We start from the raw sequence: 22,727 nt of genomic DNA, 5'->3' as shown, positions 1-22,727 counted from the left end.
AAGGGTGGCGAGAGCGATGCACCAGCCGGACCAGCAACCCGAGGACCCGACCGCGCCGGGAGCCGACGAGCGCGACGCGCGACCCGCGAGCGCGCCCGCGACGTGGGAGCAGGTCGTGGCCCGGTTCCACGGCGTCGTCGCCGAGGTGGACGATCCGCTGACCTGGGGTCTCGACCTCGACGAGGAGACGCTCACGGGGGCCGGGCACGGCGCCCACGACCCGGCGGAGGAGCGGTTCCTGCGCTCCTACGTGTCGTTCACGGGCGAGACGCTCGACGTCGAGACGCTGCGCGTCCTGGCGGCCCACGACGAGCAGGCGGAGGACATCGTCCGCACCGCCCTGAGCGGGGCGCTCGCCGCGCCGCTGCACTCCGACAACCCGGGTGACGACGACTTCCTCGACTCCTACCAGGAGTACCGCGCCGCGATGCGCGCGATCGTCGAGGAGGTCGACGTCGCGCCGGTCACGCGCACCACGTTCGTGGTCGACGGCGAGCCCCAGGCCTGCCTGCACGTCACCGTGCGGGAGCACGCGGCCGTGTACGTCCCGCTGGACGACCGTGCGCTCGTCGTCTCGGGACCGGCCGACCTGCTCGCGCGCGTGGACGTCGTGACCCACCCGCTGCGCAACATCCTCCAGGACGAGCCCGAGCCGAGGTTCTGACGCCCCGCTCGGCCGACGCCGAACCCGGGGTTGCGGTCACCCCGTCCGCCGAACCCGGGGATACGGGCGGTTCGGCCGCTCGCCGGTGACCCTCGTCCCTCGGTCCGGGACGGGCGTCCCGGGCGGAGCGCCGCCTCGCGGCCTAGGGTCGTGTCAGCACCGGTGCCGCGACGACGGCGCCGGGACAGCACGCCGACGGCGCACGCGGTCGGCCGACCGGGCGGAGGTGGCGGGATGCGCGGCGTGATCGTCGGTGTGGACGGGTCGGAGGAGTCCGGCGGCGCGCTCGACTGGGCGGTGCGCGAGGCGGCGGCCCGGGGCGTGCCGCTCACGGCCGCGCTCGCGTTCGAGTCGCGCCAGGGGCCGGGCGACGGCCCCGACACGGTGGCCGACGAGAAGCGGGCGCTGGTCCAGGAATGGCTGGACGCCGCGCGCGCCCGCACGGGCCTCGGCACGGACGCGGTGACGGCCACGGCCGTCGTCGAGCGCGGGAGCCCCGCGGCGGTCCTGCTCGCCCTCGCCCAGCCGGGGACGACCCAGCCCGTCCAGGACGACGTGCGGCCCGACCCGGGCGACGGCGACGACGCCGACCTGCTCGTCGTCGGGCGCTGCGGCCGGGGACGCCTCGGGCGCATGGTCCTCGGCTCGGTGCCGACCGCCGTCGTGCAGCACGCGACCGTCCCCGTGACCGTGGTGCGCGGCACGCCGGACGTGCGCCACGACCACGCGCGGCCCGTCGTGGTCGGGGTCGACGGCTCGTCGACGTCGGTCCAGGCGCTGCGGCACGGCGCGGACGTCGCGCGGCGCACGGGCGCGACGCTCGAGGCCCTGTTCTGCTGGCAGATCGTCTCGCTCGCGCCGCTCCCCGACTCGTGGGGGTGGACGCCGCCGATCGACGACTACGAGAAGTTCGCCTCCCAGAAGCTCGACGCCGCGCTCGAGGCCGCGGGCGTCGACCTGCCCGACGACCGCCTCGTGCGCAGCGTGAAGCACGTGCACGCCGCGAAGGGGATCATCGAGGCGTCGTCGCACGCGGAGCGGCTCGTGCTCGGCAACCGCGGCGTCGGCGGGTTCGACCGGCTGCTGCTCGGGTCTGTGAGCCGACACGCGGTCGAGTACGCGCACTGCCCGGTCACGGTGGTCCGACCCCCGGACGCGACGCACCCCTCGGGCGCACACGACGCCTGACCGGTTCCGCCCCTCGAAACGATTCGACGCCGCCTGCACCGCGGGTGGACGATGTGGCACGTGCAGATCGAGGACACCTACGACGGCTCCCGACCCGTCCGCACCGTCACCCGGCTCTTCGCGCCCCAGCGCGGGCGGCTCGCCGCCGCGGCGCTCGCGTTCGCCGTCAAGCACTCGCCCGTGTGGGTGATCCCGGCCCTCACGGCGACGGTCATCGACGTCGTCGTCGAGCACCGGCCGCTGCGGGAGCTGTGGGTCACGGGCGCCGTCATGCTCGCCGTCGTCGCGCAGAACCTCCCGCTGCACACGCTCTACGTGCGGTGGCTCTCGACCGCCGTGCGCACGGTCGAGAACGGGCTGCGCATGGCGCTCTCGCGCCGGCTCCAGGAGCTCTCGATCGGCTACCACCGCCGCGTGAGCGCGGGCGTGCTCCAGGCCAAGATCGTGCGGGACGTCGAGAACGTCGTCGAGGCGTCGCGCACCACGTTCGACTCCGGCATGGCGGCGCTCACCACGCTCGTCGGCGCGGTCGTGCTCACGGCCGTGCGCGTCCCGGAGTTCCTCGTGATCTTCGCGCTCACCGTGCCCGCGGCGGCCTGGCTCGTCGTCGCGATGCGCCGCCGCATGACCACGCGCAACGCGGCGTTCCGGGCCGAGGTGGAGAACATGTCGGCGCGCGTCGCCGAGATGACCCACCTCATCCCCGTGACCCGCGCGCACGCGCTCGAGGAGCGCGAGCTCGACCGCATGGGCTCGGTGCTGCACCGCGTGCGCGAGGCCGGGATACGGCTCGACGTCGTCAACGGCCGGTTCGGCGCGCTGTCCTGGATCGTGTTCCAGCTGCTCTCCGTCGCGGGGCTCGTCGGGGCGGCGTGGGTCGCGTGGACGCAGACGTTCGCGGTGTCCCCCGGCGACGTCGTCATGCTGTCGAGCTACTTCGTCACCCTCACCGCGTCCGTGACCGGACTGCTGAGCCTCGCGCCGATCATCGCCAAGGGCCTGGAGTCCGTACGGTCCATGGGCGAGGTGCTCGGCGAGCCCGACGTCGAGCGCAACGCCGGCAAGCGCGTGCTCGACCACGTCGAGGGCCGCGTCGCGTTCGAGGACGTCACGTTCGCGTACGACGACGTCCCCGCCCCTGGCGAGGAGCCCACCCTCGCGGTCGACCACCTGTCCCTCGCGGCACGGCCGGGCGAGACCGTCGCCCTGGTTGGGGCGTCGGGGTCGGGCAAGTCGACCGTGCTCAACATGGTCATCGGGTTCCTCGCACCGACGTCGGGGCGCGTCCTGGTCGATGGAGTCGACACCGCGACCGTCGACCTGCGCTCCTACCGCCGGTTCCTCGCCGTCGTGCCGCAGGAGTCGATCCTGTTCGAGGGGTCCGTGCGCGACAACGTAACCTACGGCAGCCCCGACCTCACCGACGCCGCCGTCGAGCAGGCGCTGCGCGACGCGAACGCGTGGGACTTCGTCACCGAGATGGGCGGCCTCGACGCCGTGATCGGCCAGCGTGGCGGCAGGCTCTCCGGCGGACAGCGCCAGCGCCTCGCCATCGCGCGCGCCCTCGTGCGCGACCCGCGCGTGCTCGTCCTCGACGAGGCGACGTCCGCGCTTGACACGACGTCGGAGCGACTCGTGCAGGAGGCGCTCGGGCGGCTCATGCGCGGCCGCACGACGTTCGTCGTCGCGCACCGGCTCTCGACCGTCCGCGGTGCCGACAGGATCGTCGTCATGGACCACGGCCGCGTCGTCGAGGTCGGCAGCCACGACGAGCTCGTCGCCGCGGGCGGTACGTACGCACAGATGCACGCGGCACCGGCCGCCTAGGAGTTTGGGGATCGCCAGGAGAACGTGAGCTCGCGCGCCACGATCTTCAGGTCTCCCGTGCCGAGCGCCATCTCATGGCTGAACCCCTCATCGATAGGCAGTATCTCGTCGAGCATCATCGCGGGGTTCCCGTAGTAGTCCTCTCGGGCGGTGGCCAGGTCGTAGTCGAAGCTCTGCACGCCGGAGTAATCGAGGGTCAGGCCCTCACGGTGCTTCCACGGGCTCCCCTCGAAGACGACCGTCACGTCGCCGCCCCGCAGGATGACACGACCGAGGGCGAGGTCCTTGACGCACCGGTCGGACGTGAAGTCGTAGTGCGTCTCCTCCGCGATGAAGTCGCGCGCCCCAGGAGGCAGGGACCCGAGGAGACCTGGCAGGACTTCCAGGTACCGGCGGGGATCGAAGGCGTACCCCTGAAGCTCGCCCACCCAACCCGTCTCTACGTATCTCACGACCGCTCCATCTCCCAACCGACCGTCATCACCGCTCCTCGCCACCTTTGCTCCAGGCGTCTCAGCGCATACCGATCAGCGCCGGGAGAGAGATCGTCGTGGAGGCTCCGTGCGAACGCGAAGACGAGCCCTTCCCCCGGGTGAGGAGCCCACCGTCACGGTCGTCTAGAGCTCGCGCAGCCAGTCGCGATCCCCCGGCCAGCGATCCAAGCCGTCCCGGTATGCGGTGACGGCTTGAAGGCGCGGGAGGTCGTCAAGAACCTGTGCGTCGAGGAGTCGACCAGAGTCAGCGATCAGCAGTTCCTCGAGCATCGGGCACCCCTTCAGAGGCGCCAGGCTGATCTGTCGCCTCTGCCGTCGGTTGCGTGCTAGTTGGACACTGAAACGGCGCAGGCTGGGCAACTGCCCGAACTCGTCCAGGCTCGCCACGGTTGCTCCCTCGACATCGACCCTCTCAAGGCGGGGGCTGCCAGCAAGACGAGGCTCGACCACGAAGTCGCTGCTGCCCGCCTTGAACCCGAGGCGGAGTTCACGCAAGGAATCGAGGCGGCCGCTCCACTGGCGCGGTGAGCCCGGATCGAGCCTCTCCAGCGCAAGAAACTCCAGGCCCTGCAGCTCGGTGACGTCTCCACTGAGAGCGCCCCCAGGGATCGCGAGAGAACGCAGGTTGGGTGCCGCTGCTGGTTGCACAGCTTCAGCGAGCGTGCCGTCAACCCACAGCACTTCGAGGTCGCGCAGAGCCTCCGCGGGGATGCCACCGAGTCGACGTCGCGCCTGGACCTGGAAGAACCGCAAGTTCAGGTGCGACAGCCATCCCAGGTCGAGGATTCCTCCCGAACGCTCCCGCAGCAGCAGTAGGACGCCGTCAATCCCGCGCCGTGCCAGTGCGCTCAGCTCAGCCGATGACGGTTCGGTGGAGAGTTCGACCGTCTTGTACGGGCCGTAGCGATCGGCAGCCAGAAACTGAAAGCTCGGATGGAGCATCACAGCCGCACCGATCGGGGAGCGTGAGACGACAACGCCGGTGCGGCGCCCTGGCAACCCCGCACCAGGGAAATCAGGTCGACGGCAAGCTCGTCGTTCGCGATCCGCTACCTGGCATAGCCACGATCCCAGACGACCCCATGGAGCTCTCCGTAGTCAAGCGCAGCGTCCCAGTCCTCGCCCCACGAGTTGTACACGACGGTCGGGGTGCCTGGCGGACAGAAGAAAACGTCCCAACCGGTTGTTTCCGCGGCACGAATCTCCACACGCCACCCAGCGAGCTGACCTCGCGTCGCCAAGCCTGTCAGCGCAGGCGCAGGCGCGGCCGCACAGTCACGCCCGGAGTCATCGGGTCGCCGACGCGGCTCGTCCGGCGTCATCGACGTGACCGATCTCGGACCGGTGCGCCCCGAAACGCGAAGACGAGGACGCGCACGGCGAGCACGGTCCCGACGAACCCGAGCGCCGCGCCGAGGACGGCGAAGAGGCGCAGGCCCTCGACGAGCTCGGGGCCGGAGTCCGCGGAGACCAACACGACCGCCGCCACGACGGCCGCGGCGGCGATGACGGTGGACACGACCTGCTGCACGAGACCGGTGACGAACGCGCGGTCGTCAGGGTGGGCGAACGACCGGACGTTGACGGTGAGCCGCCCGGCCTCGACGTCGCTCGTGATCTTGGCGAGGCGGCGCGGGAGGCGTTCGAGCTCGGGCGCGAGGCCGAGGAAGAGGCTCGTCGCGCGCTCGCGCAGGCCCTCCGGCGTCACGACGCGCCGCACGAGCGGTTGCGCGGTCGCGCGCGCACCGGCGACGAGGTCGAACCCGGGGTCGATGAGGCGCAACGTCCCCTCGAGCGACGTGAAGGTGCGGAACGCGGCGGCGACCTGCGACGGCACGGCGAGCCCGGCGTCGGTGACGAGCCGGAACAGCGCGGTGAACATCGCCCCGCTCGCGCCTGCGCCGCGGAACCGCACGATCACCTGCCCGACGGCGCGCTCCAGGCGGCGCACGTCGAGGTCGGCCGGGGCGTCGAGCAGCTCGAGCAGCGCGTCGGTCGCGGCGACCGCGTCGTCGGCGTCGACCGCGAGCAGCACGGCCGCGAGCGCCAGGCGCTCGGGCTCGCCGAGCCTCCCGACGGAGCCCATGTCGAGCAGGCCGAGGCGGCCGTCGGCGGTGACGAGCACGTTGCCAGGATGCAGGTCGGCGTGGAACGTGCCCGCGACGAGCACCTGCTCGAGCGTCGCGGTGAGGAGCCGCGACGCGAGGTCGGCGCGCACGGCGTCGTCCAGGCCCGAGAGCACGCCCGCGGCGCGGCCGACGGGGACGCCGTCGAGCCGTTCCATGACGAGCAGGGTCGTGCCGGAGAGCTCGGGGTAGACCTCCGGGACGCGGACGCGCGGCCTCGCACCCGGGGCGTCCCCGCCGTCGTCCGACGCCGGACCCCGCGCGAGCGCCGCGCGCAGCGCGAGCGTGTTCTCCAGCTCGACCGTGTAGTCCAGCTCCTCGCGCAGCGACGCCGCGAAGCCGTCCGCGAGGTCGACGACGCCGAGCGACCTCCCCCACGCGGTGTCGCGCTCGATGCGCCGCGCGAGCCGCCCGAGGATCGCCAGGTCCGTCTCGACCTGCGCCCGCGCGCCGGGCCGCTGGACCTTGACCACGACGTCCCGCCCGTCGAGCAGCCGGGCCGCGTGCACCTGCCCGACCGACGCGGACGCGAGCGGCTCGGGCGAGAACTCGGCGAACGCCTCGTCGATCGGCTGCCCGAGCGCGTCGACAACGGCCGCTTCCACCTGCGGCCAGGGCGCGGGCGGGACCTCGCTCTGGAGCGTGGCGAGCGCGTCGGCGAACGTCGCGGGGAGCAGGTCGCGGCGCGTCGACAGGACCTGGCCGAACTTCACGAACGTCACGCCCGCGTCGCTCAGGGCGTCGCGGAGCGCGGCGGCCTGCCGGCGCTGGTCGGTGCGCGACAGCCGCGACCCGTCGGGCTGCCGCGCCCCGCGCGTGAGCGCACCGCCGAGGCCGTGGCGGACGCCGATCGCGAGGATCTGCGCGTACCGCCGGGTCTCCCGACGCCCTTGGCGCAGGCCGCGCAGCGCGCGCCACGGGCCGGGCACCGAGCCGGTCGACACCAGCAGCTCGAGCACGAGCAGCACGCAGAGCCCGAGCACGAACGCCCACGCGAACGCGAGGACGATCGCCACGAGCGCGACGCCGGGCGCGACGGTGAGCGTCCCGTCCGGGCGCGACCAGCCGACGTCGAGCAGGCCGTTGGTGAGCACCCACGACGTGACGGTGAGCATCGCGAGCGCGACCACGGCGGAGCGGATCCAGCCGACCGCCGCCCCCATGACGCGCCGCGCCGTCGCCGCGAGGAGCACGAGCATGACCACCGTGGAGACGACGCCGACGAGCCCGATGAAGAATCCGGAGACGACCTGCATGACCGTCACTCTTCCCGACGGTGTCGCGGATCACCACCACGGCGCGCCTTTGGACGGGCGCCGCGCCACCGGGACGGGCAGCGCGTCGCCGGGCGCGGCATGATGGAGCTCCCCCGACAGGTCGGAGCCCCGATGACGAACGTCGACCTTCTCACCGACGCCCATCTCACCCACGCCCGGACCGCCCCGAACGGGCGCAGCGCGGAGGTCGTGCTGCACGACGGTCCCCTGCGTCAGACGATCCTCGCGCTGCGCGCGGGCGTCGAGCTCGGTGAGCACAACTCCCCGCCCGCGGCGTCGATCCAGGTGCTGCGCGGCCGCGTCCGCGTCACCGCGCTCGGCGAGGGCGATGTCGAGCTGGGCACCGGCGAGCTGCGCGTCCTCACGCACGAGCGGCACGCCGTGGGCGCCATCGAGGACTCCGCGTTCCTGCTCACCACGGTGACGAGCATCCCGGGTTCCTGAGCAACGGCGCGACCTCGGTCACGCCGAACCCGGGTTCTCGGGGCACCGGGGCCCGGTCGTGCCCCGTGACCCCGGGTTCGACGGGTCGTCAGCGCCGCACGGCCCACGCCGCGAGCGCGAGCGCGACGACGTCCTCCGCGACCGCGCCCGGCCAGTCGGGGCGCGACCCGACGGCGAGGCGTCGCCAGGCCGCGCCGCCCCACGTCCCGACGGCGGCCCCCGCCGCGCCGGCGACCGCGGCGGCGACGACGCCCGCGGGACCCGTGCGGTGCCGGGCCAGGAGGAGTCCTCCGGCGGCACCGCTCCCGAGCCGGAACACCGGCCCGGGCGGGTCGAGGCGGCTCGGCGTCCGCGGCAGCTTGTCGCCGACCATCTCGCCCACGACCCCAGCGACGGCGCCGGCCCGCGCGAGCAGGCCGGGTCCGCCGGACCCGCCGCGCGACCCGCCCCCGACCCATCCCCCGAGCACCGGCGCCGCGGCGCCGAGGCTGCTGCGCGACCCCGCGGCCACGCCGAGCGCGAGCGCCCGGGCGACGAGCGCCGTCGTGCCGGGCGTGGGTGCTGCACCGTGAGACGTCATGGAGTCCTCCTGCGGCCGTGCGGTGGGTGGCGGTCCCGTCGAACGTAACCGCTCCGGGCGCGGCCCACCCGGGGTGCGGGAGCGTTCCCGCTAGCCTGGGTCCGTGCCCGGACCCACCCTGAGCGAGGTCGCGCGCGACGCCGGCGTCTCCCTCGCGACCGCCTCCCGCGCGATCAACGGGAGCGCGAACCGCACGGTGCGCCCCGACCTCCGGGAGCGGGTGCTCGCGTCGGCCCGCCGGCTGGGCTACTCGCCGGACCCGAGCGCGCAGGCCATGGCGCGCGGCCGCACGACGAGCGTGGGCCTCGTGGTGCACGACATCGCGGACCCCTACTTCTCGTCCCTCGCGGCGGGGGTCGCCGACGCGGCCGACCGGGACGGGCTCATCGTCACGCTCACGAGCACGCGGCACTCGCCGGAGCGGGAGCGCGCGTTCGTCGAGCTCATGGACCGCCAGCGGGCGCGGGCGGTCGTGCTGGGCGGCGGGCGGCTCGCGGAGGACGCCGACGGCGCGCTGCGGACGGCGCTCGAGCGCTACCGGGCCTCGGGGGGCGGGGTCTCGCTCGTGGGCCAGCCGCTCGGCGACCTCCCCGCGGTGGAGATCGCCAACGCCGACGGCGCCGCGGACCTCGCCCGCGCCCTGCACGGCCTGGGCTACCGCGCGTTCGGCGTGCTCGCGGGCCCGGCGGGCCACCGCACCGCGCTCGACCGGGCGCGCGGCTTCACCGAGGCGCTGGCCGCCCTCGGCTCGCCCGTCGCCGCGGAGGCGGTCGTCGAGTGCGCGTTCACGCGCGACGGCGGCCACCGCGGGATGCGCGAGCTGCTCGACCGCCTGGGGCCTGCGCGCCCCGACGCGGGCACCCCGCCCGTCGCCGTCTTCGCGGTGAACGACGTCATGGCCGTCGGGGCGATGGCCGCGGCGCGCGAGGCGGGGCTGCGCGTCCCCGAGGACGTCGCCGTGGCGGGCTTCGACGACATCGTGACGCTGCGCGACGTCACGCCCGCCCTCACGACGGTGCGCATCCCGCTCACGGAGGTCGGGCAGCAGGCCCTCGCGCTGGCGCTCGCGCCGCCCGACGACGACGCAGGGCCCCGGCGGGTCGAGGTCCGCGGCGAGGTCGTGGTCCGCGAGTCCACGCCCCGGCTCTGACCCCTGTTGACGCGAGAAAACGGTTCCCCTACGCTCGCGGAAAGCGCATTCCGCGTTCGGCAGACCGCCGGGCGCCCGACCGACGACGGAGCCGATCGATGACCACCACCCGAACCCTGCGGATCGCGATGAACGGCGTGACCGGCCGCATGGGGTACCGCCAGCACCTCGTCCGCTCGATCCTGCCGATCCGCGAGCAGGGCGGCGTCGAGCTCCCCGACGGCACGCGCCTCCAGGTCGAGCCGGTGCTCGTCGGGCGCAACGAGACCAAGCTCCGGGAGCTCGCCGCGCAGCACGACGTCGAGCACTGGACCACCGACCTCGACGGCGCGATCGTCGACCCCGCGACCGACGTCGTCTTCGACGCCTCGATGACCGCGCTGCGCGCCAAGACGCTCACCAAGGCGATGCAGGCCGGCAAGCACGTCTACACCGAGAAGCCGACGGCCGAGACGCTCGCCGAGGCGATCGACCTCGCCCGGCTGCGCGAGGAGACCGGGGTGACCGCCGGCGTCGTGCACGACAAGCTCTACCTGCCCGGCCTCGTCAAGCTCCGCCGGCTCGTCGACGAGGGCTTCTTCGGCCGCATCCTGTCCCTGCGCGGCGAGTTCGGCTACTGGGTGTTCGAGGGCGACCACCAGGCCGCGCAGCGCCCGTCGTGGAACTACCGCGCCGAGGACGGCGGCGGCATGACGACCGACATGTTCTGCCACTGGAACTACGTGCTCGAGGGGATCCTCGGGTCCGTCCGGACCGTCACCGCCCAGACCACGACCCACATCCCCACCCGCTGGGACGAGCAGGGCGCGGAGTACGCCGCGACCGCCGACGACGCCGCGTACGGGATCTTCGAGGTCGAGACGCCGGGCGGCGACCCGGTCGTCGCGCAGATCAACTCGTCCTGGGCCGTGCGCGTCTACCGCGACGAGCTCGTCGAGTTCCAGGTGGACGGTACGCACGGCTCGGCGGTCGCCGGGCTGCGCAAGTGCGTCGCGCAGCAGCGCGCCCACACCCCCAAGCCCGTGTGGAACCCCGACCTCCCGGTCACGGAGCCGTTCCGCGACCAGTGGCTCGAGGTCCCCGCGAACGCCGACCTCGACAACGGCTTCAAGGCCCAGTGGGAGGAGTTCCTGCGCGACGTCGCCGCCGGCCGCCCGCACCGCTACGACCTGCTCTCCGCGGCGCGCGGCGTCCAGCTCGCCGAGCTCGGGCTCCGCTCGTCCGCCGAGGGCCGCCGCCTCGACGTGCCGGAGATCGTGCTGTGACCGCGCCGACGACCGAGGCCCCCGGCGCCCGCGAGCTGCGCGACCGGGACGGCAGCGGCGCCGTCGTGCGCCTGCCCCGCTTCGCCGACGACGGCCGCATGGCCGGGACCGAGGTGCGCGAGCTGCTCGTGCCCGGCCCGTGGACGACGCCGTCCGCGCCCTTCACGTCGCGCATCGCCTTCGCCGCCGCGCACGTCGTGCCGCACGTGGGCGCGGAGAACGTGCCCGGCGCGCCGGCCGTCGTCGACTGGGACACGACGCTCGCCTACCGGCACCGGCTCTGGGAGCACGGGCTCGGCGTCGCCGACGCGATGGACACCGCGCAGCGCGGCATGGGCCTCGACTGGGCGGCGACCCAGGAGCTCGTGCGCCGCTCGGCGGCCGAGGCGCGGACGGTCGGCGGTCGTGTCGCGTGCGGCGCGGGCACGGACCAGCTCGACCCGACCGTCGTCGCGGGCTGGGAGCCGGGCGACCCCGCCGCGCTGGCCGCCGTCACCGACGCCTACCGCGAGCAGGTGCGCGTGGTCCAGGACGCGGGCGCCCAGGTGATCGTCATGGCGTCGCGAGCGCTCGCCCGCGTCGCTCGCTCCCCCGAGGAGTACGCGCGCGTCTACGACGCCGTGCTCGCCGAGGCCGAGGCGCCCGTGATCCTGCACTGGCTCGGCACGATGTTCGACCCCGCGCTCGCGGGGTACTGGGGCACGGGCGACGACGTCGCCGCGGCCACCGACGTGTTCGTCGACCTGGTCCGCGCCCACCAGGGCCGCGTCGACGGCGTGAAGGTGTCGCTGCTCGACGCCGGGCACGAGAAGGACCTGCGTGCCCGCCTCGCCGCCCTGGACCCGGGTGACGGCTCCGGCGCGCCGGGGCCGGTGCGGCTCTACACCGGCGACGACTTCAACTACCCGGAGCTCGTGGTCGGCGACGGCCGGGCGCACTCGGACGCGCTGCTCGGCATCTTCGCGGCGATCTACCCCGCCGCGTCGACGGCGCTCGGCGCGCTCGACGCCGGGCACCCCGACCGCGCGCACGCGATCCTCGCGTCGACCGAGGCGCTGGGACGCCACGTGTTCGCCGCGCCGACGTACTACTACAAGACGGGGATCGCGTTCCTTTCGTGGCTCAACGGCACGCAGCCTGCGTTCCAGATGGTCGGCGGCCTGCAGGCCGGACGCTCGGTCGCGCACCTCGTCGCGCTCGTCCGGCTCGCCGACCGCGCGGGGCTCCTGCTCGACCCGGACCTCGCCGCGCGCCGCACGCGCGCGTTCCTCGAGGCGAACGGGGCGGCGTCGTGACCGCCGCAGCCGCGCCCGACCTCTCGCGGTGCTCGCTCAACACCGCGACGGTCAAGCGCGCGACGCTCGAGGAGGCCGTCGCGCTCGCCGCCGAGGCGGGCTACGGCGCCGTCGGGCTGTGGCGCGACCGCGTCCAGGAGATCGGTGCCGAGCGGGCCGCCAAGGTCGTGGCCGACGCCGGGCTGCGCGTGTCGTCGCTGTGCCGGGGCGGGTTCCTCACCGCGACCGGCGCGGACGACGTCGCCGCGGCGCTCGACGACAACCGGCGCGCGATCGAGGAGGCGGCGACGGTCGGGACGCGCGAGCTCGTGCTCGTCGTCGGCGGGCTCCCCGCGAACGGCACGCCCGGGCAGGGACCGCGGCCCGACGCCGGGCCCGCCGACCGCGACGTCGTCGCCGCACGCGGGCGCGTGGCCGACCGGCTCGCCGACCTCGCGCCGTTCGCCGCGGACCACGGCGTGCGGCTCGTGCTCGAGGCGCTGCACCCGATCTTCGCGGCGGACCGCGCGGTGCTCTCCACGCTCGGGCAGGCCCTCGACCTCGCCGCACCGTTCGACCCGGCGGTCGTCGGCGTCGTCGTCGACACCTACCACGTGTGGTGGGACCCCGACCTGCGGTCGAGCGTCGCGCGCGCCGGCGCCGAGGGACGGATCGCGGGCTACCAGGTGTGCGACTGGATCCTGCCGCTCGCCGCCGACCCGCTGCTCTCGCGCGGGTACGTGGGCGACGGGTACGTGGACTTCGCGACCATCACCCGGTGGGTCGCCGAGGCCGGGTACACGGGCGACGTCGAGACGGAGATCTTCCACCAGGAGATCTGGGACGACGACCCGCGCCGCGTCGTCGCGACCGTCGCCGACCGCTACGCCCGCCACGTGCTCCCGCACCTGAACGCCGCCTGACCCGCAGACGGGGGTGCACACCCCGTCCGCCTCGAACAGCCCGTGCGCGGCTCGGCCCCCTCCCGCCGAACCGCGCACGGGCTGTCGTGCGTCCGGCGCCGGGCCGTCCCGAGGGGGTTGACGAGACAGGCACGTCGGGGCATGATCGGGAGCGAGAGATACCCCATGGGGGTATGGGAGGAGGAACGGTGGACCACGGCAGGGAGCACGGTCACGGCTCGGACGACACGCGCCACGCGTCGCCCCCGCACCACGCCGGTCATCACGAGGGCCACCAGCACGGCGAGGCCCGGTCGGTCACGACGGAGGACCACACGCACGACGACCGCGCCCGGCACGACGGCCAGGAGACGCACGTCGGGCACGAACCGTCCGGCGGCGCGGGCCACGCCGCGTCGGCTCACGAGGGCCATGACATGTCCGGCCACGCGGGCCACGACATGTCCGGCCACGCGGGCCACGGCGGGCACGGCGACCACGTCGGGCAGTTCCGCCGCCTGTTCTGGGTCATGCTCGTGCTGGCCGTCCCGACCGTCGCGCTGAGCCCGATGTTCGCGATGCTCCTGGGCTACGACCTGCCGGGCGCCGCATGGCTGTCCTGGGTCTCCCCCGTGCTCGGCACGGTCATCTTCTTCTGGGGCGGACGGCCGTTCCTCACGGGCGCGGTGAGCGAGCTCCGCGGGCGCAAGCCCGGGATGATGACCCTCATCTCGCTCGCGATCACGGTCGCGTTCGTGTCGTCGCTCGGGGCGAGCCTGGGGCTGCTCGCGCACGACCTCGACGTGTGGTGGGAGCTCGCGCTCCTCGTCGTCATCATGCTGCTCGGCCACTGGCTCGAGATGCGCTCGCTCGCGCAGACGGCGTCGGCGCTCGACTCGCTCGCCGCGCTCCTGCCGGACGAGGCGGAGCGGGTGGCGGACGACGGCTCGGTCACGACCGTCGCGCCGACCGACCTGCGCGTGGGCGACCTGGTCGTCGTCCGCCCAGGCGGGCGCGTGCCCGCGGACGGCGAGGTCACGTCCGGGTCCGCGGACGTCGACGAGTCGATGATCACCGGGGAGTCGCGCCCCGTGCGCCGCACCGTCGGGGACGCCGTCGTCGCCGGGACCGTCGCGACGGACGACGCGCTGCGCGTGCGGATCACCGCCGTCGGGGACGACACCGCGCTCGCGGGCATCCAGCGCCTCGTCGCCGACGCCCAGGCGTCCTCGACCAAGACCCAGCGCCTCGCCGACCGCGCCGCCGGCTGGCTGTTCTGGTACGCGCTCGGTGCGGCCGCCCTGACGATCGGGCTGTGGCTCGTCTTCGGCACGCCCGAGCAGGCGCTGATCCGCGCGATCACCGTGCTCGTCATCGCGTGCCCCCACGCCCTGGGCCTCGCGATCCCGCTCGTCGTCTCGCTCTCGACCGAGCGGGCCGCGAAGGCCGGCGTCCTGGTCAAGGACCGCCTTGCGCTCGAGCGCATGCGCACGGTGGACACCGTCCTGTTCGACAAGACGGGGACGCTCACCGCGGGCGAGCCGGTCGTCGCGCACCTCGCGACCGCGGGCGGCACGGCCGAGGACGAGCTCCTCGCGCTCGCCGCCGCGGCCGAGGCCGACAGCCAGCACCCGCTCGCGCGCGCGATCGTCGACCGCGCGTCCGACCGCCGCGTCGAGGTCCCGCGGGCGACCGACTTCCGCTCGCTCACCGCGGTCGGGGTCGAGGCGACGGTACCCACGCCGCACGGCGCGCGACGCGTCGCGGTCGGCGGTCCCGCGCTCCTCCGCGAGCGCGGCCTCGAGCCCCTGCCCGACGCCGAGGCCTGGGCCCACGACGGCGCGACCGTCCTGCACGTGGTGGTCTCCCCCGAGGCGGGGCACGAGCACGCGACCGACGAGGTCGTGGGCGCGTTCGCCCTCGCGGACGCGATCCGCCCCGAGTCGCGCGAGGCCGTCGACGCCCTGCACCGGCGCGGCGTCAAGGTCGTCATGATCACGGGCGACGCCGAGCCGGTGGCCCGCGCGGTCGGCCGCGAGCTGGGCATCGACCAGGTGTTCGCGGGCGTGCGCCCCGAGGACAAGGACGCGAAGGTCGCCGAGCTCCAGCACGACGGCCGCGTCGTCGCGATGGTCGGCGACGGCGTCAACGACGCCCCGGCGCTCGCGCAGGCGGACGTCGGCATCGCGATCGGCGCCGGGACGGACGTCGCGATCGCGTCGGCCGGGGTCATCCTCGCGAGCTCCGACCCGCGCGCCGTGCTGTCGATCATCGAGCTGTCGCACGCCTCGTACCGCAAGATGCAGCAGAACCTGTGGTGGGCCGCGGGCTACAACATCGCGGCGGTGCCGCTCGCGGCGGGCGTGCTCGCTCCCGTCGGCTTCGTCATGCCCATGGCGGTGGGCGCGATCCTCATGTCCGCCTCGACGGTCATCGTGGCGCTCAACGCGCAGCTCCTGCGCCGCATCGACCTCGACCCGGCCCGCCTCGCCTCCCGGTGATCCTCGCCGAGCACGACGTGAGTGTCGTCCTGAGCGCCTTCGCGACGCTCATGTCGTGCTCGTCCAGGAGGAACGTCGTGCTCGCTGCGAGACTGGGCGGGTGACCACGCCGACCTCCGACCGGACCGTCGCCGGCGTCCTGCTCACGCCGGGCGCCGGCGCGAGCCGCGACCACCGCGCGCTCGTCGCGATCGACGACGCGCTCGCCGCGCTCGACCCGCCCGTGCCCGTGCGGCGCGTCGACTTCCCGTACCGGACCGCGGGCAAGCGGATGCCCGACCGGCCGCCCGTCGCGATCGCTCACGTCCGCGCGGAGGCCGAGGCCTTCGCTGCCGAGCTCGGCACGACGACGGACCACCTCGTGCTCGGCGGCCGCTCGTACGGCGGGCGCATGTGCTCGATGGCCGTCGCCGAGGGCCTGCCCGCGGCCGGGCTCGCGCTCGTCAGCTATCCGCTGCACCCGCCGGGCAAGCCAGAGCGTCTGCGCACCGAGCACTTCCCCGACCTCCGCGTGCCGGTGCTCCTCGTGTCGGGGCGCACCGACCCGTTCGCGACGCCCGACGAGCTCACCGAGCACACCGCCGCGATCCCCGGCCCGGTCACGCGCGTCGAGCTGCCGGGCGCGCACGACCTCAAGGGCCAGGACGCCGCGGTGTGCGAGGCGATCGCCGCGTGGCTCGCGACGATCGGTGCCCGACCGAACCCGTAGGCGCGCCTCAGCGCCGACCGCGCCGGACGCGGAGCACGGCCGCGTCGACGCGCGGCGGCGGCCGGAACGCCGAGCGCGGCACGGGCCGCCCGACCTCGACCGCCCAGCCCCACGCGGCGCGCCCCGCCGTGCCCTCGCCCGCGGCGATGCGCCGCGCGGCCTGCCGCTGCACGACGACGTCCGCCGCCACGAGCGCGGACCCCCGCGCGAGCACGCGGGCGAGCAGGGGCGACGTCAGCCCGAACGGCGGGTTCGCGACGACGCGGAACGGGCGCCGCGGCAGGCGCAGGTCGGCGAGGTCGACCTCCAGCACCGTCACGTCCGCGCCGGCGAAGCGTTCGCGCAGGGCACGGGCGCGCCGCGGGTGCAGCTCGACGGCGAGGACGCGCGCACCCGCGGCCACGAGATGTCGCGTGAGCGCCCCGTCCCCCGCCCCCAGATCGAGGACGAGCTGACCGGGACGCACCCCGGCGTCGTCGACCACGCGCGCCGCGTGCTCAGCGGTGAGCGGGTGCCATCCCCACTCGCGTCGCGAGGCCGGCCCGGCCACGACGCACCATCGTCATCAGGAACATGACGGCCACGCTAGGACGGCGCGAGCGTCGCCGTCGAGCGATTTGTCCGGGCTCGTGACGAGACTCCCCGACCGCTGTCCGGCGGGCTTCCCGACGGCATCCCGACGGCTTTCCGACGACGAGCCGCGACTGCGTACGATGTGCCGCGGACCACGCCCGAACCGACCCGGAGGTGATGATGCGCGCCGCTCACCGACTGCTCGCGCTCGCGACCCTGGGGGTCGTCACGGCGGCGCTCGCCGCCTCTCCGGCCGTGGCCGACGACCGCGACGGCGGCGGCGGCCTCACCGTCACCGCGGAGACCGTGTCGTTCGACGCGAGCCGGCTGCGCGACGCGTCGGGGTGGCTCGGCTACATCGTCACGGCGCCCGACGGGTCCCACGCCCGCAACCTCGGCGACCGGTACTCCCGGGAGGACGCGGCCGACGGCGTCCTGGAGCTCGACGTCCCGCAGCGCGGGCCGTACGGCGACGGGTACTGCGTCAGCTGGGTGCTCGTGACGGGCATCGACCGGCAGTTCGCCGGGTGGAACGGCGACGCCGCCGTCTGCACGACCACTGCCACACCGGCGCCGACGACGCCGCCCCCCGCTCCCGCGACGGAGGCTCCCGTCGAGGCGCCGGCGGTCGAGGCGCCGGAGCCGGTCGTCGAGGAGGCACCCGTCGAGACGGCGGAGGCGCCCGAGCCCGAGATCACCGACGAGCCGACGCAGGAGCCGACGACCGAGGCCCCGGTCGAGCCCACCCCCACCGAGACACCCACGACGCCCCGTCCGGAGCCGTCGCGCACGCCCCTCACGTCCGCCGCGGAACGCATGGCGCCTCCCCCGCCCGCGGACGAGGCGTTCCCGACGCTCGCCGTCGTCGGCGTCGGCGGGCTCGTCGCCGCCGCCGCGGGTGGCGCGATCCTGCTCCTGCGCCGCGTCGGCTGAGCGCTCAGCGCGTGCGCGACGGGGCGCCCCCGGCCGCGCGACGCTGCCACCGCACCAGCTCGTCGACGTCCCCCGCCGTGTAGTCCGGGTCCGACGGGTCGTGCGCCGCGACGGCGGGGCGCGGGAAGCGTGCGGCGCGCGCGGTCAGGGGACGGACGGCGCGCGGGGCCGGCGTGGCGGTCTCGCGGAGCGTCGTCGGGCTCTCGACCATCGTGGGACTCGTCTCGTCGGGTGACATCGGCACGAGCCAAGCCCGGGAACGCGTCCGGCCGGTGACGACAGACCGTCCGGCAGGCGAACAGTCGGCGGAGGCCCGGCGACATCCGGTCTGGGCACGCGACGTGGGCGACCTGGCGCGGATATGACTGAGGCCCGGAATCGTTGAGATTCCGGGCCTCGTCGGAGCCGCCTAAGGGAATCGAACCCTTGACCTATTCATTACGAGTGAATCGCTCTGCCGACTGAGCTAAGGCGGCGTGCTACGTCCCGGTCCGCTCCGCGAACCGCTGGCAACGAGCGCCTACTGTACCCAACGACCGGGCCAGATTCCAAAGCGGCCCCGTGGGCCGCCGTCGGGTGCTGTCCGGGTCAGCAGCGCAGCCCGTCCTCGGGCACCGTCCCGTCCACCAGGTAGGCGTCGACGGCGTCGCCCACGCACACGTTGGAGCGGCCGTAGGCGGTGTGCCCCTCGCCCTCCCAGGTGAGGAGGACGGCCGAGTCGAGCGTGTCCGCGAGGCCCTCGGCCCACACGTAGGGGGTCGCGGGGTCGTTGGTGGTCCCGATGACGACGATCGGCGCGGCGCCCTCGGCGTGCAGGTCGAACTCCTGCTCCACCACCGGGTACGCCCAGCCGTCGCACGTGAGACCGCCGAACGCGAAGAAGAACCCCATGGTCGGCGCGGCCTCCTCGAGGCGCTCGAGCTGGGCCTGCATCGCGTCGGGGTCGTCGTCCTGGCGACCGTCGAGGCAGTTGACCGCGCGGAAGGCCTCGGACGAGTTCGTCGAGTACGTCCCGTCGGGGTTGCGGTCGTTGTAGAAGTCGGCCAGGTAGAGCAGGAGGTTGCCCGTGCCCTCCTCGAACGCCTCCGTGAGCGCCTGCGTGAGCACCGGCCAGCTCTGGTCGTTGTAGAGCGTGACGGCGACGCCGTAGAAGCCGAGCGTCTGCGTCACGCGACGCTCGGAGTCGGTCGGCAACGGGTTCGACTTCGCGGCGTCGAGGAGCGAGCGGATCTGCCGCATCCCCGCGTCGGCGTCCCCGCGCAGCGGGCACTCGCCGCCCGCCTGACAGTCCTCCACGTACGCGCGCAGCGCGTTCTCGAAGCCGACGGCCTGCTGCTCGGAGATCGTGTCCGGGTCGAGCGACGTGTCGATCGCGCCGTCGAGCACGAGGCGCCCGACCTTGTTCGGGAACAGCCCCGCGTACGTGGCGCCGAGCTGCGTGCCGTAGGAGTAGCCGATGTAGGCGAGCTTCTCGTCGCCGAGGACGGCGCGCAGCATGTCCATGTCCCGCGCGGCGCTCTGCGTGTCGACCTGGCCGAGCAGGTCGCCCGTGTTCTCGGCGCACGCCTCGGCCCAGGCGCGGCGGTCCTCCGCGAGCGCCTCGAGCCCCGCCGCGTCGGTGTCGAAGTCGCGCGACAGGGACTCGTCCTTCGCGGCGTCGTCGAGGCACACCACGGGCGAGGACTGCCCGACGCCGCGCGGGTCGAACCCGACGAGGTCGTAGGCGGCGGTGACGCGCTCCCCGACGGTCGGGGCGAGGGAGGTGACGAAGTCGATGCCGGAGGCTCCGGGCCCCCCGGGGTTGGTGAGCAGCGAGCCGATGCGCTCGCCGGTCGCGGGCTGCCGCTTGACCGCGAGCTCGATCTCGCCCGCCGCCGGGTCCTGCCACGAGAGGGGCGCGCGCGCCGTCGCGCACTCCCAGCCTGCGCCGCAGTCCTCCCACGCGAGGCTCTGGCCGTAGAACTCCTCGAAGCCCTCCGGCCCGGTCTCGCCCGTGCCGGACGCGGAGGTCGCGACGTCGTCCACGGGGGTCTGCTGCTTCGGAGGCACCGAGCACGCGCCCAGGACGAGGGCCAGCACGAGGGTCGCGGCTCCGGCCACGGTGCGGCGAGCGGAGCGGGAGAAGGGCGTCGTCACCCGCACACGGTAGCCGCTCCCCCGGTCGCCGCAGGACGGTCCCGCCGGGGCGGGACCGTCCTTTCACGCGCTCTTCACCGCAGGGGGCGGCTACTCCTCGACCCAGGCGGACTCGCCGGTCGTGCCGTCCGCCGCGGGCGGCACGACGACGGTCCCGCGGTCACCCAGCACGACGCTCACCTCGCCGCTCGCGTCGACGTCGTCGGGCACCCCGACCACGGAGGTCGCGGGCACGTAGTCCATGGTGCACGCCGTGTCCGGGGCGATCTCGACGAACGTCACGACGACGTCGTCGCCCTGGACCGCGGCCTCGTCCTCCGCGAGCACGGGGCACGTGCTGGACCCGTAGGTCACGACGTACAGCAGCCCCGGCTCCGCGCTCCACGCGGCGCCCGTCCCGCCCTCGGTCGGCGCGTCGACGCCGGGCGGCAGACCCGTGCCGTGCGCGCCGGCGACGACGTCCATCGTCCCGGCGTCGGGCAGGCCCTCCTCGGAGGCGTCGTCCGACGGCTCCTCGGACGCGTCCTCGCCGGGCTCGGTGGACTCCTCGGAGGCGGACGTGTCGTCCCCGCCGCCGTCGGTCTCGGAGGCGCACGCCCCCAGGAGACCGGCCGCGAGGACGAGCGAGAGGGCGGACGCGGCACGAGCCGACCGGGAGACGGGGCGGCGGACGGGAACCATGAGGGACTCCTCGGTCGACGACAGGTGGCGCGACCATCGTGGTCCTCGTGGGGAGGTCGTGCTCGGCGAACCGCGACGCGCCGCACGATCGTGACCCGACGGTGACCCGGGGTGGGAGCATCCCAGCATGGACGCACCGCTCACGACGCCCGGTACCGGGCGGGCCCCGCTGCGCTGGGGGCTGCGCACCGACCTCCTGCGGCACGGCGACGGCGGCGACTCGAGCCGCGTCGGCTACGTCGAGCTCTTCTTCGACCTCGTCTTCGTCTTCGCGATCACTCAGCTCTCCCACGGCCTGATCGCGCACCCCGGCGGCGAGGCGCTCGCGCACACGCTCGTGCTCGGCGTCGCGGTCTGGTGGGTGTGGGTCGACACGATGTGGGTCACGAACTGGCTCGACCCGGAACGGCTGCCGGTGCGTGCCCTGCTCGTGGTGCTCATGCTGCTGGGTCTCGTCCTCGCGAGCGCGATCCCCGAGGCGTTCGGGGACAAGGGTCTGCTGTTCGCCGTGATGCTCGTGACGATGCAGGTCGGGCGCAGCCTGTTCACGATGGTCGCGATGGGCCGCGTCTGGCCGGAGAACGCGGTGAACTTCGTCCGCATCACCACGTGGGTCGCCGTGTCCGGGGCCGTGTGGGTCGCGGGCGGCCTGGTCGAGGAGCACCGCCTCGCGCTGTGGGCGGTCGCCGCCGCGATCGACGTCGCGGGGCCGCGTGCGATGTTCTGGCTGCCCGGGCTCGGCGCGTCGCGCGCGAACACGTGGGTCGTGCGCGGCGAGCACATGGCCGAGCGCGTGAGCCTCTTCGTCATCATCTGTCTCGGCGAGTCGATCATCGTCACGGGAGCCGCGTTCGCGGAGCTGCCCCTCGACGCGACGACCGTCTCGGCGTTCTGCTCCGCGTTCGCGAGCACGGTGCTCATGTGGCTGCTCTTCTTCGACCGTTCGGAGCGGCGCGCCACGGAGTACTTCACGTCGCAGGACGAGCGGGGCATGGTGGCCCAGACGGCGTACACGTACGTGCCGTTCGTCATCGTCGCCGGGATCGTCCTCACGGCCGTCGCGGACGAGCTGGTCCTGCTGCACCCGCTGGGCCACGACGGCGCGGGCCACGCGGACGCGTGGACGGCCGCGCTCGTGTGCGGGGCGGCGGCGACGTACCTCGTCGGCAACGCGCTCTTCCGCCGGGCGACGGGAGGGCGGTGGTCGGTCCCCCACCTGCTCGGCGCCCTGGCGGTCGGCGCGCTGTACGGGACGCACGCGTGGCTCACGCCCCTCGCGCTCAACTGGGTCACCGACGGCATCCTGCTCGCCGTCATCGTCGGCGACGTCGTCCGGGCTCGGCGTCGAGGGGTGGCTCCGGACCCGGGGTGATCCGCACCGAGAGGTGCGGAACGGCCTCTTTCGCGCGCTTCACCCGGCTTTCGCCGGGCGCGATGTCCCCGTCATCGCTAGGTTCGCCCTCAAGATGCGCGGCAGCCCGCCGCGCACCGGTACGGGGAACCGTCGAGAAAGGGCGCGACCGTGGACTTCTGGGACTTCTTCTGGCTCCTCGTCTGGAGCTTCTTCTTCATCGCCTACCTCATCGTGCTCTTCCAGATCATCGCGGACCTGTTCCGTGACCGAGAGCTCTCGGGCTGGTGGAAGGCCGTGTGGATCATCTTCCTCATCTTCCTACCCGTCCTGACGTCGCTCGTCTACCTCATCGCCCGCGGGCGCGGGATGGCGGAGCGGCAGGCGGCCGCCGTCGTCCAGGCGAAGCAGGACACCGACGCGTACATCCGCCAGGTCGCGACCACGTCGCCCGCCGAGCAGATCACGCACGCCAAGTCGCTCCTGGACTCCGGCGCGATCACGCCGGAGGAGTTCGCGCAGCTCAAGGCGAAGGCGCTCGCCTGACCGACCTCGCGTGACCGGACGGGCCGGTCGCACCCGCGGGGGGGGGGGGGCGGCCCCGGGCCCCGAGGATTGGTGATCCCGGGGGGGGTAACCCGCCGGTGCCGGG

At 74.3% G+C, this 22,727-nt stretch carries 21 protein-coding genes and 1 tRNA gene; 13 read left to right on the top strand and 9 right to left on the bottom strand.

Annotated elements, in window-relative coordinates:
* Positions 1-16 precede the first annotated feature (16 nt).
* The 3 genes from ACFWH7_RS15000 to ACFWH7_RS14990 all read left to right on the top strand — a co-directional run bounded on the left by ACFWH7_RS15000 (position 17) and on the right by ACFWH7_RS14990 (position 3,679).
* Positions 17-664, top strand: a complete 648-nt coding sequence (locus ACFWH7_RS15000; protein WP_378217355.1) for a hypothetical protein — start codon at positions 17-19, stop codon at positions 662-664.
* Positions 665-898: 234 nt separating this feature from the next.
* A complete protein-coding gene (locus ACFWH7_RS14995; protein ID WP_378217353.1) occupies positions 899-1,852 on the top strand; it encodes a universal stress protein in 954 nt (317 codons plus the stop codon).
* A gap of 51 nt (positions 1,853-1,903) precedes the next feature.
* On the top strand, positions 1,904-3,679 hold the full coding sequence (locus tag ACFWH7_RS14990) for an ABC transporter ATP-binding protein (protein WP_378217351.1): 1,776 nt from the start codon (positions 1,904-1,906) through the stop codon (positions 3,677-3,679).
* Here ACFWH7_RS14990 and ACFWH7_RS14985 read toward each other — a convergent pair.
* From ACFWH7_RS14985 to ACFWH7_RS14975, 3 genes are all read right to left on the bottom strand, one after another.
* Entirely contained in the window at positions 3,676-4,131 is a 456-nt protein-coding gene (locus ACFWH7_RS14985) for a hypothetical protein (RefSeq protein WP_378217349.1), read from the bottom strand. The genes ACFWH7_RS14990 and ACFWH7_RS14985 overlap by 4 nt on opposite strands.
* A gap of 165 nt (positions 4,132-4,296) precedes the next feature.
* The gene (locus ACFWH7_RS14980; RefSeq protein WP_378217347.1) at positions 4,297-5,118 is read right to left on the bottom strand and encodes a hypothetical protein; all 822 of its coding nucleotides are present in this window, start codon (positions 5,116-5,118) and stop codon (positions 4,297-4,299) included.
* 373 nt (positions 5,119-5,491) lie between these two features.
* Positions 5,492-7,555: an ABC1 kinase family protein gene (locus tag ACFWH7_RS14975; protein WP_378217345.1), complete on the bottom strand. Its 2,064-nt coding sequence runs from the start codon at positions 7,553-7,555 to the stop codon at positions 5,492-5,494.
* Positions 7,556-7,687: 132 nt separating this feature from the next.
* On the opposite strand from ACFWH7_RS14975, the gene ACFWH7_RS14970 reads away from it, so the two are divergent.
* On the top strand, positions 7,688-8,020 hold the full coding sequence (locus ACFWH7_RS14970) for a cupin domain-containing protein (RefSeq protein ID WP_277514712.1): 333 nt from the start codon (positions 7,688-7,690) through the stop codon (positions 8,018-8,020).
* A gap of 88 nt (positions 8,021-8,108) precedes the next feature.
* Here ACFWH7_RS14970 and ACFWH7_RS14965 read toward each other — a convergent pair whose 3' ends face one another.
* A complete protein-coding gene (locus ACFWH7_RS14965) occupies positions 8,109-8,600 on the bottom strand; it encodes a hypothetical protein (RefSeq protein WP_378217343.1) in 492 nt (163 codons plus the stop codon).
* Positions 8,601-8,703: 103 nt separating this feature from the next.
* On the opposite strand from ACFWH7_RS14965, the gene ACFWH7_RS14960 reads away from it, so the two are divergent.
* From ACFWH7_RS14960 to ACFWH7_RS14935, 6 genes are all read left to right on the top strand, one after another.
* On the top strand, positions 8,704-9,750 hold the full coding sequence (locus tag ACFWH7_RS14960; RefSeq protein WP_378217341.1) for a LacI family DNA-binding transcriptional regulator: 1,047 nt from the start codon (positions 8,704-8,706) through the stop codon (positions 9,748-9,750).
* Between the two features lie 98 nt (positions 9,751-9,848).
* Positions 9,849-11,015 (top strand): Gfo/Idh/MocA family protein, encoded by a 1,167-nt coding sequence (locus ACFWH7_RS14955; RefSeq protein WP_378217339.1) that lies wholly within the window; start codon positions 9,849-9,851, stop codon positions 11,013-11,015.
* Between the two features lie 98 nt (positions 11,016-11,113).
* Positions 11,114-12,310, top strand: a complete 1,197-nt coding sequence (locus ACFWH7_RS14950; RefSeq protein WP_378217373.1) for a dihydrodipicolinate synthase family protein — start codon at positions 11,114-11,116, stop codon at positions 12,308-12,310.
* Complete coding sequence (locus ACFWH7_RS14945; RefSeq protein ID WP_378217337.1) at positions 12,307-13,212, top strand: sugar phosphate isomerase/epimerase family protein; 906 nt, start codon at positions 12,307-12,309, stop codon at positions 13,210-13,212. Before ACFWH7_RS14950 ends, ACFWH7_RS14945 begins: the two co-directional genes overlap by 4 nt.
* 416 nt (positions 13,213-13,628) lie before the next feature.
* The gene (locus ACFWH7_RS14940) at positions 13,629-15,692 is read left to right on the top strand and encodes a heavy metal translocating P-type ATPase (RefSeq protein WP_378217371.1); all 2,064 of its coding nucleotides are present in this window, start codon (positions 13,629-13,631) and stop codon (positions 15,690-15,692) included.
* Between the two features lie 100 nt (positions 15,693-15,792).
* Positions 15,793-16,401, top strand: a complete 609-nt coding sequence (locus ACFWH7_RS14935) for an alpha/beta hydrolase family protein (RefSeq protein WP_378217335.1) — start codon at positions 15,793-15,795, stop codon at positions 16,399-16,401.
* A 7-nt stretch (positions 16,402-16,408) separates the two neighbouring features.
* Here the strand turns inward: ACFWH7_RS14935 and ACFWH7_RS14930 are convergent, their stop codons facing one another.
* Positions 16,409-16,867 (bottom strand): rRNA adenine N(6)-methyltransferase family protein, encoded by a 459-nt coding sequence (locus ACFWH7_RS14930; RefSeq protein WP_378217369.1) that lies wholly within the window; start codon positions 16,865-16,867, stop codon positions 16,409-16,411.
* A gap of 287 nt (positions 16,868-17,154) precedes the next feature.
* Here ACFWH7_RS14930 and ACFWH7_RS14925 point away from each other — a divergent pair, with 287 nt between their 5' ends.
* A complete protein-coding gene (locus ACFWH7_RS14925; RefSeq protein WP_378217333.1) occupies positions 17,155-17,907 on the top strand; it encodes a hypothetical protein in 753 nt (250 codons plus the stop codon).
* A gap of 4 nt (positions 17,908-17,911) precedes the next feature.
* Here ACFWH7_RS14925 and ACFWH7_RS14920 read toward each other — a convergent pair whose 3' ends face one another.
* From ACFWH7_RS14920 to ACFWH7_RS14905, 4 genes are all read right to left on the bottom strand, one after another.
* The gene (locus ACFWH7_RS14920) at positions 17,912-18,145 is read right to left on the bottom strand and encodes a hypothetical protein (protein ID WP_378217331.1); all 234 of its coding nucleotides are present in this window, start codon (positions 18,143-18,145) and stop codon (positions 17,912-17,914) included.
* A gap of 165 nt (positions 18,146-18,310) precedes the next feature.
* Positions 18,311-18,383: transfer RNA gene (locus ACFWH7_RS14915), tRNA-Thr, on the bottom strand.
* A gap of 112 nt (positions 18,384-18,495) precedes the next feature.
* Complete coding sequence (locus ACFWH7_RS14910; protein WP_378217329.1) at positions 18,496-20,043, bottom strand: alpha/beta hydrolase; 1,548 nt, start codon at positions 20,041-20,043, stop codon at positions 18,496-18,498.
* A gap of 90 nt (positions 20,044-20,133) precedes the next feature.
* Positions 20,134-20,724, bottom strand: coding sequence for a hypothetical protein (locus ACFWH7_RS14905; protein WP_378217327.1), 591 nt, complete (start codon positions 20,722-20,724; stop codon positions 20,134-20,136).
* Between the two features lie 127 nt (positions 20,725-20,851).
* Here ACFWH7_RS14905 and ACFWH7_RS14900 point away from each other — a divergent pair, with 127 nt between their 5' ends.
* Both ACFWH7_RS14900 and ACFWH7_RS14895 read left to right on the top strand, forming a co-directional pair.
* Positions 20,852-22,096, top strand: a complete 1,245-nt coding sequence (locus ACFWH7_RS14900; protein WP_378217325.1) for a low temperature requirement protein A — start codon at positions 20,852-20,854, stop codon at positions 22,094-22,096.
* A 150-nt stretch (positions 22,097-22,246) separates the two neighbouring features.
* On the top strand, positions 22,247-22,621 hold the full coding sequence (locus ACFWH7_RS14895) for an SHOCT domain-containing protein (RefSeq protein WP_378217323.1): 375 nt from the start codon (positions 22,247-22,249) through the stop codon (positions 22,619-22,621).
* The last annotated feature ends 106 nt before the right edge of the window (positions 22,622-22,727 follow it).

The sequence above is a fragment of the Cellulosimicrobium cellulans genome (assembly GCF_042723955.1).
GTDB lineage: Bacteria > Actinomycetota > Actinomycetes > Actinomycetales > Cellulomonadaceae > Cellulosimicrobium > Cellulosimicrobium cellulans_H.
Note: the sequence above shows the minus strand (reverse complement) of the source record. Positions and strands in the feature narration are given on the sequence as shown.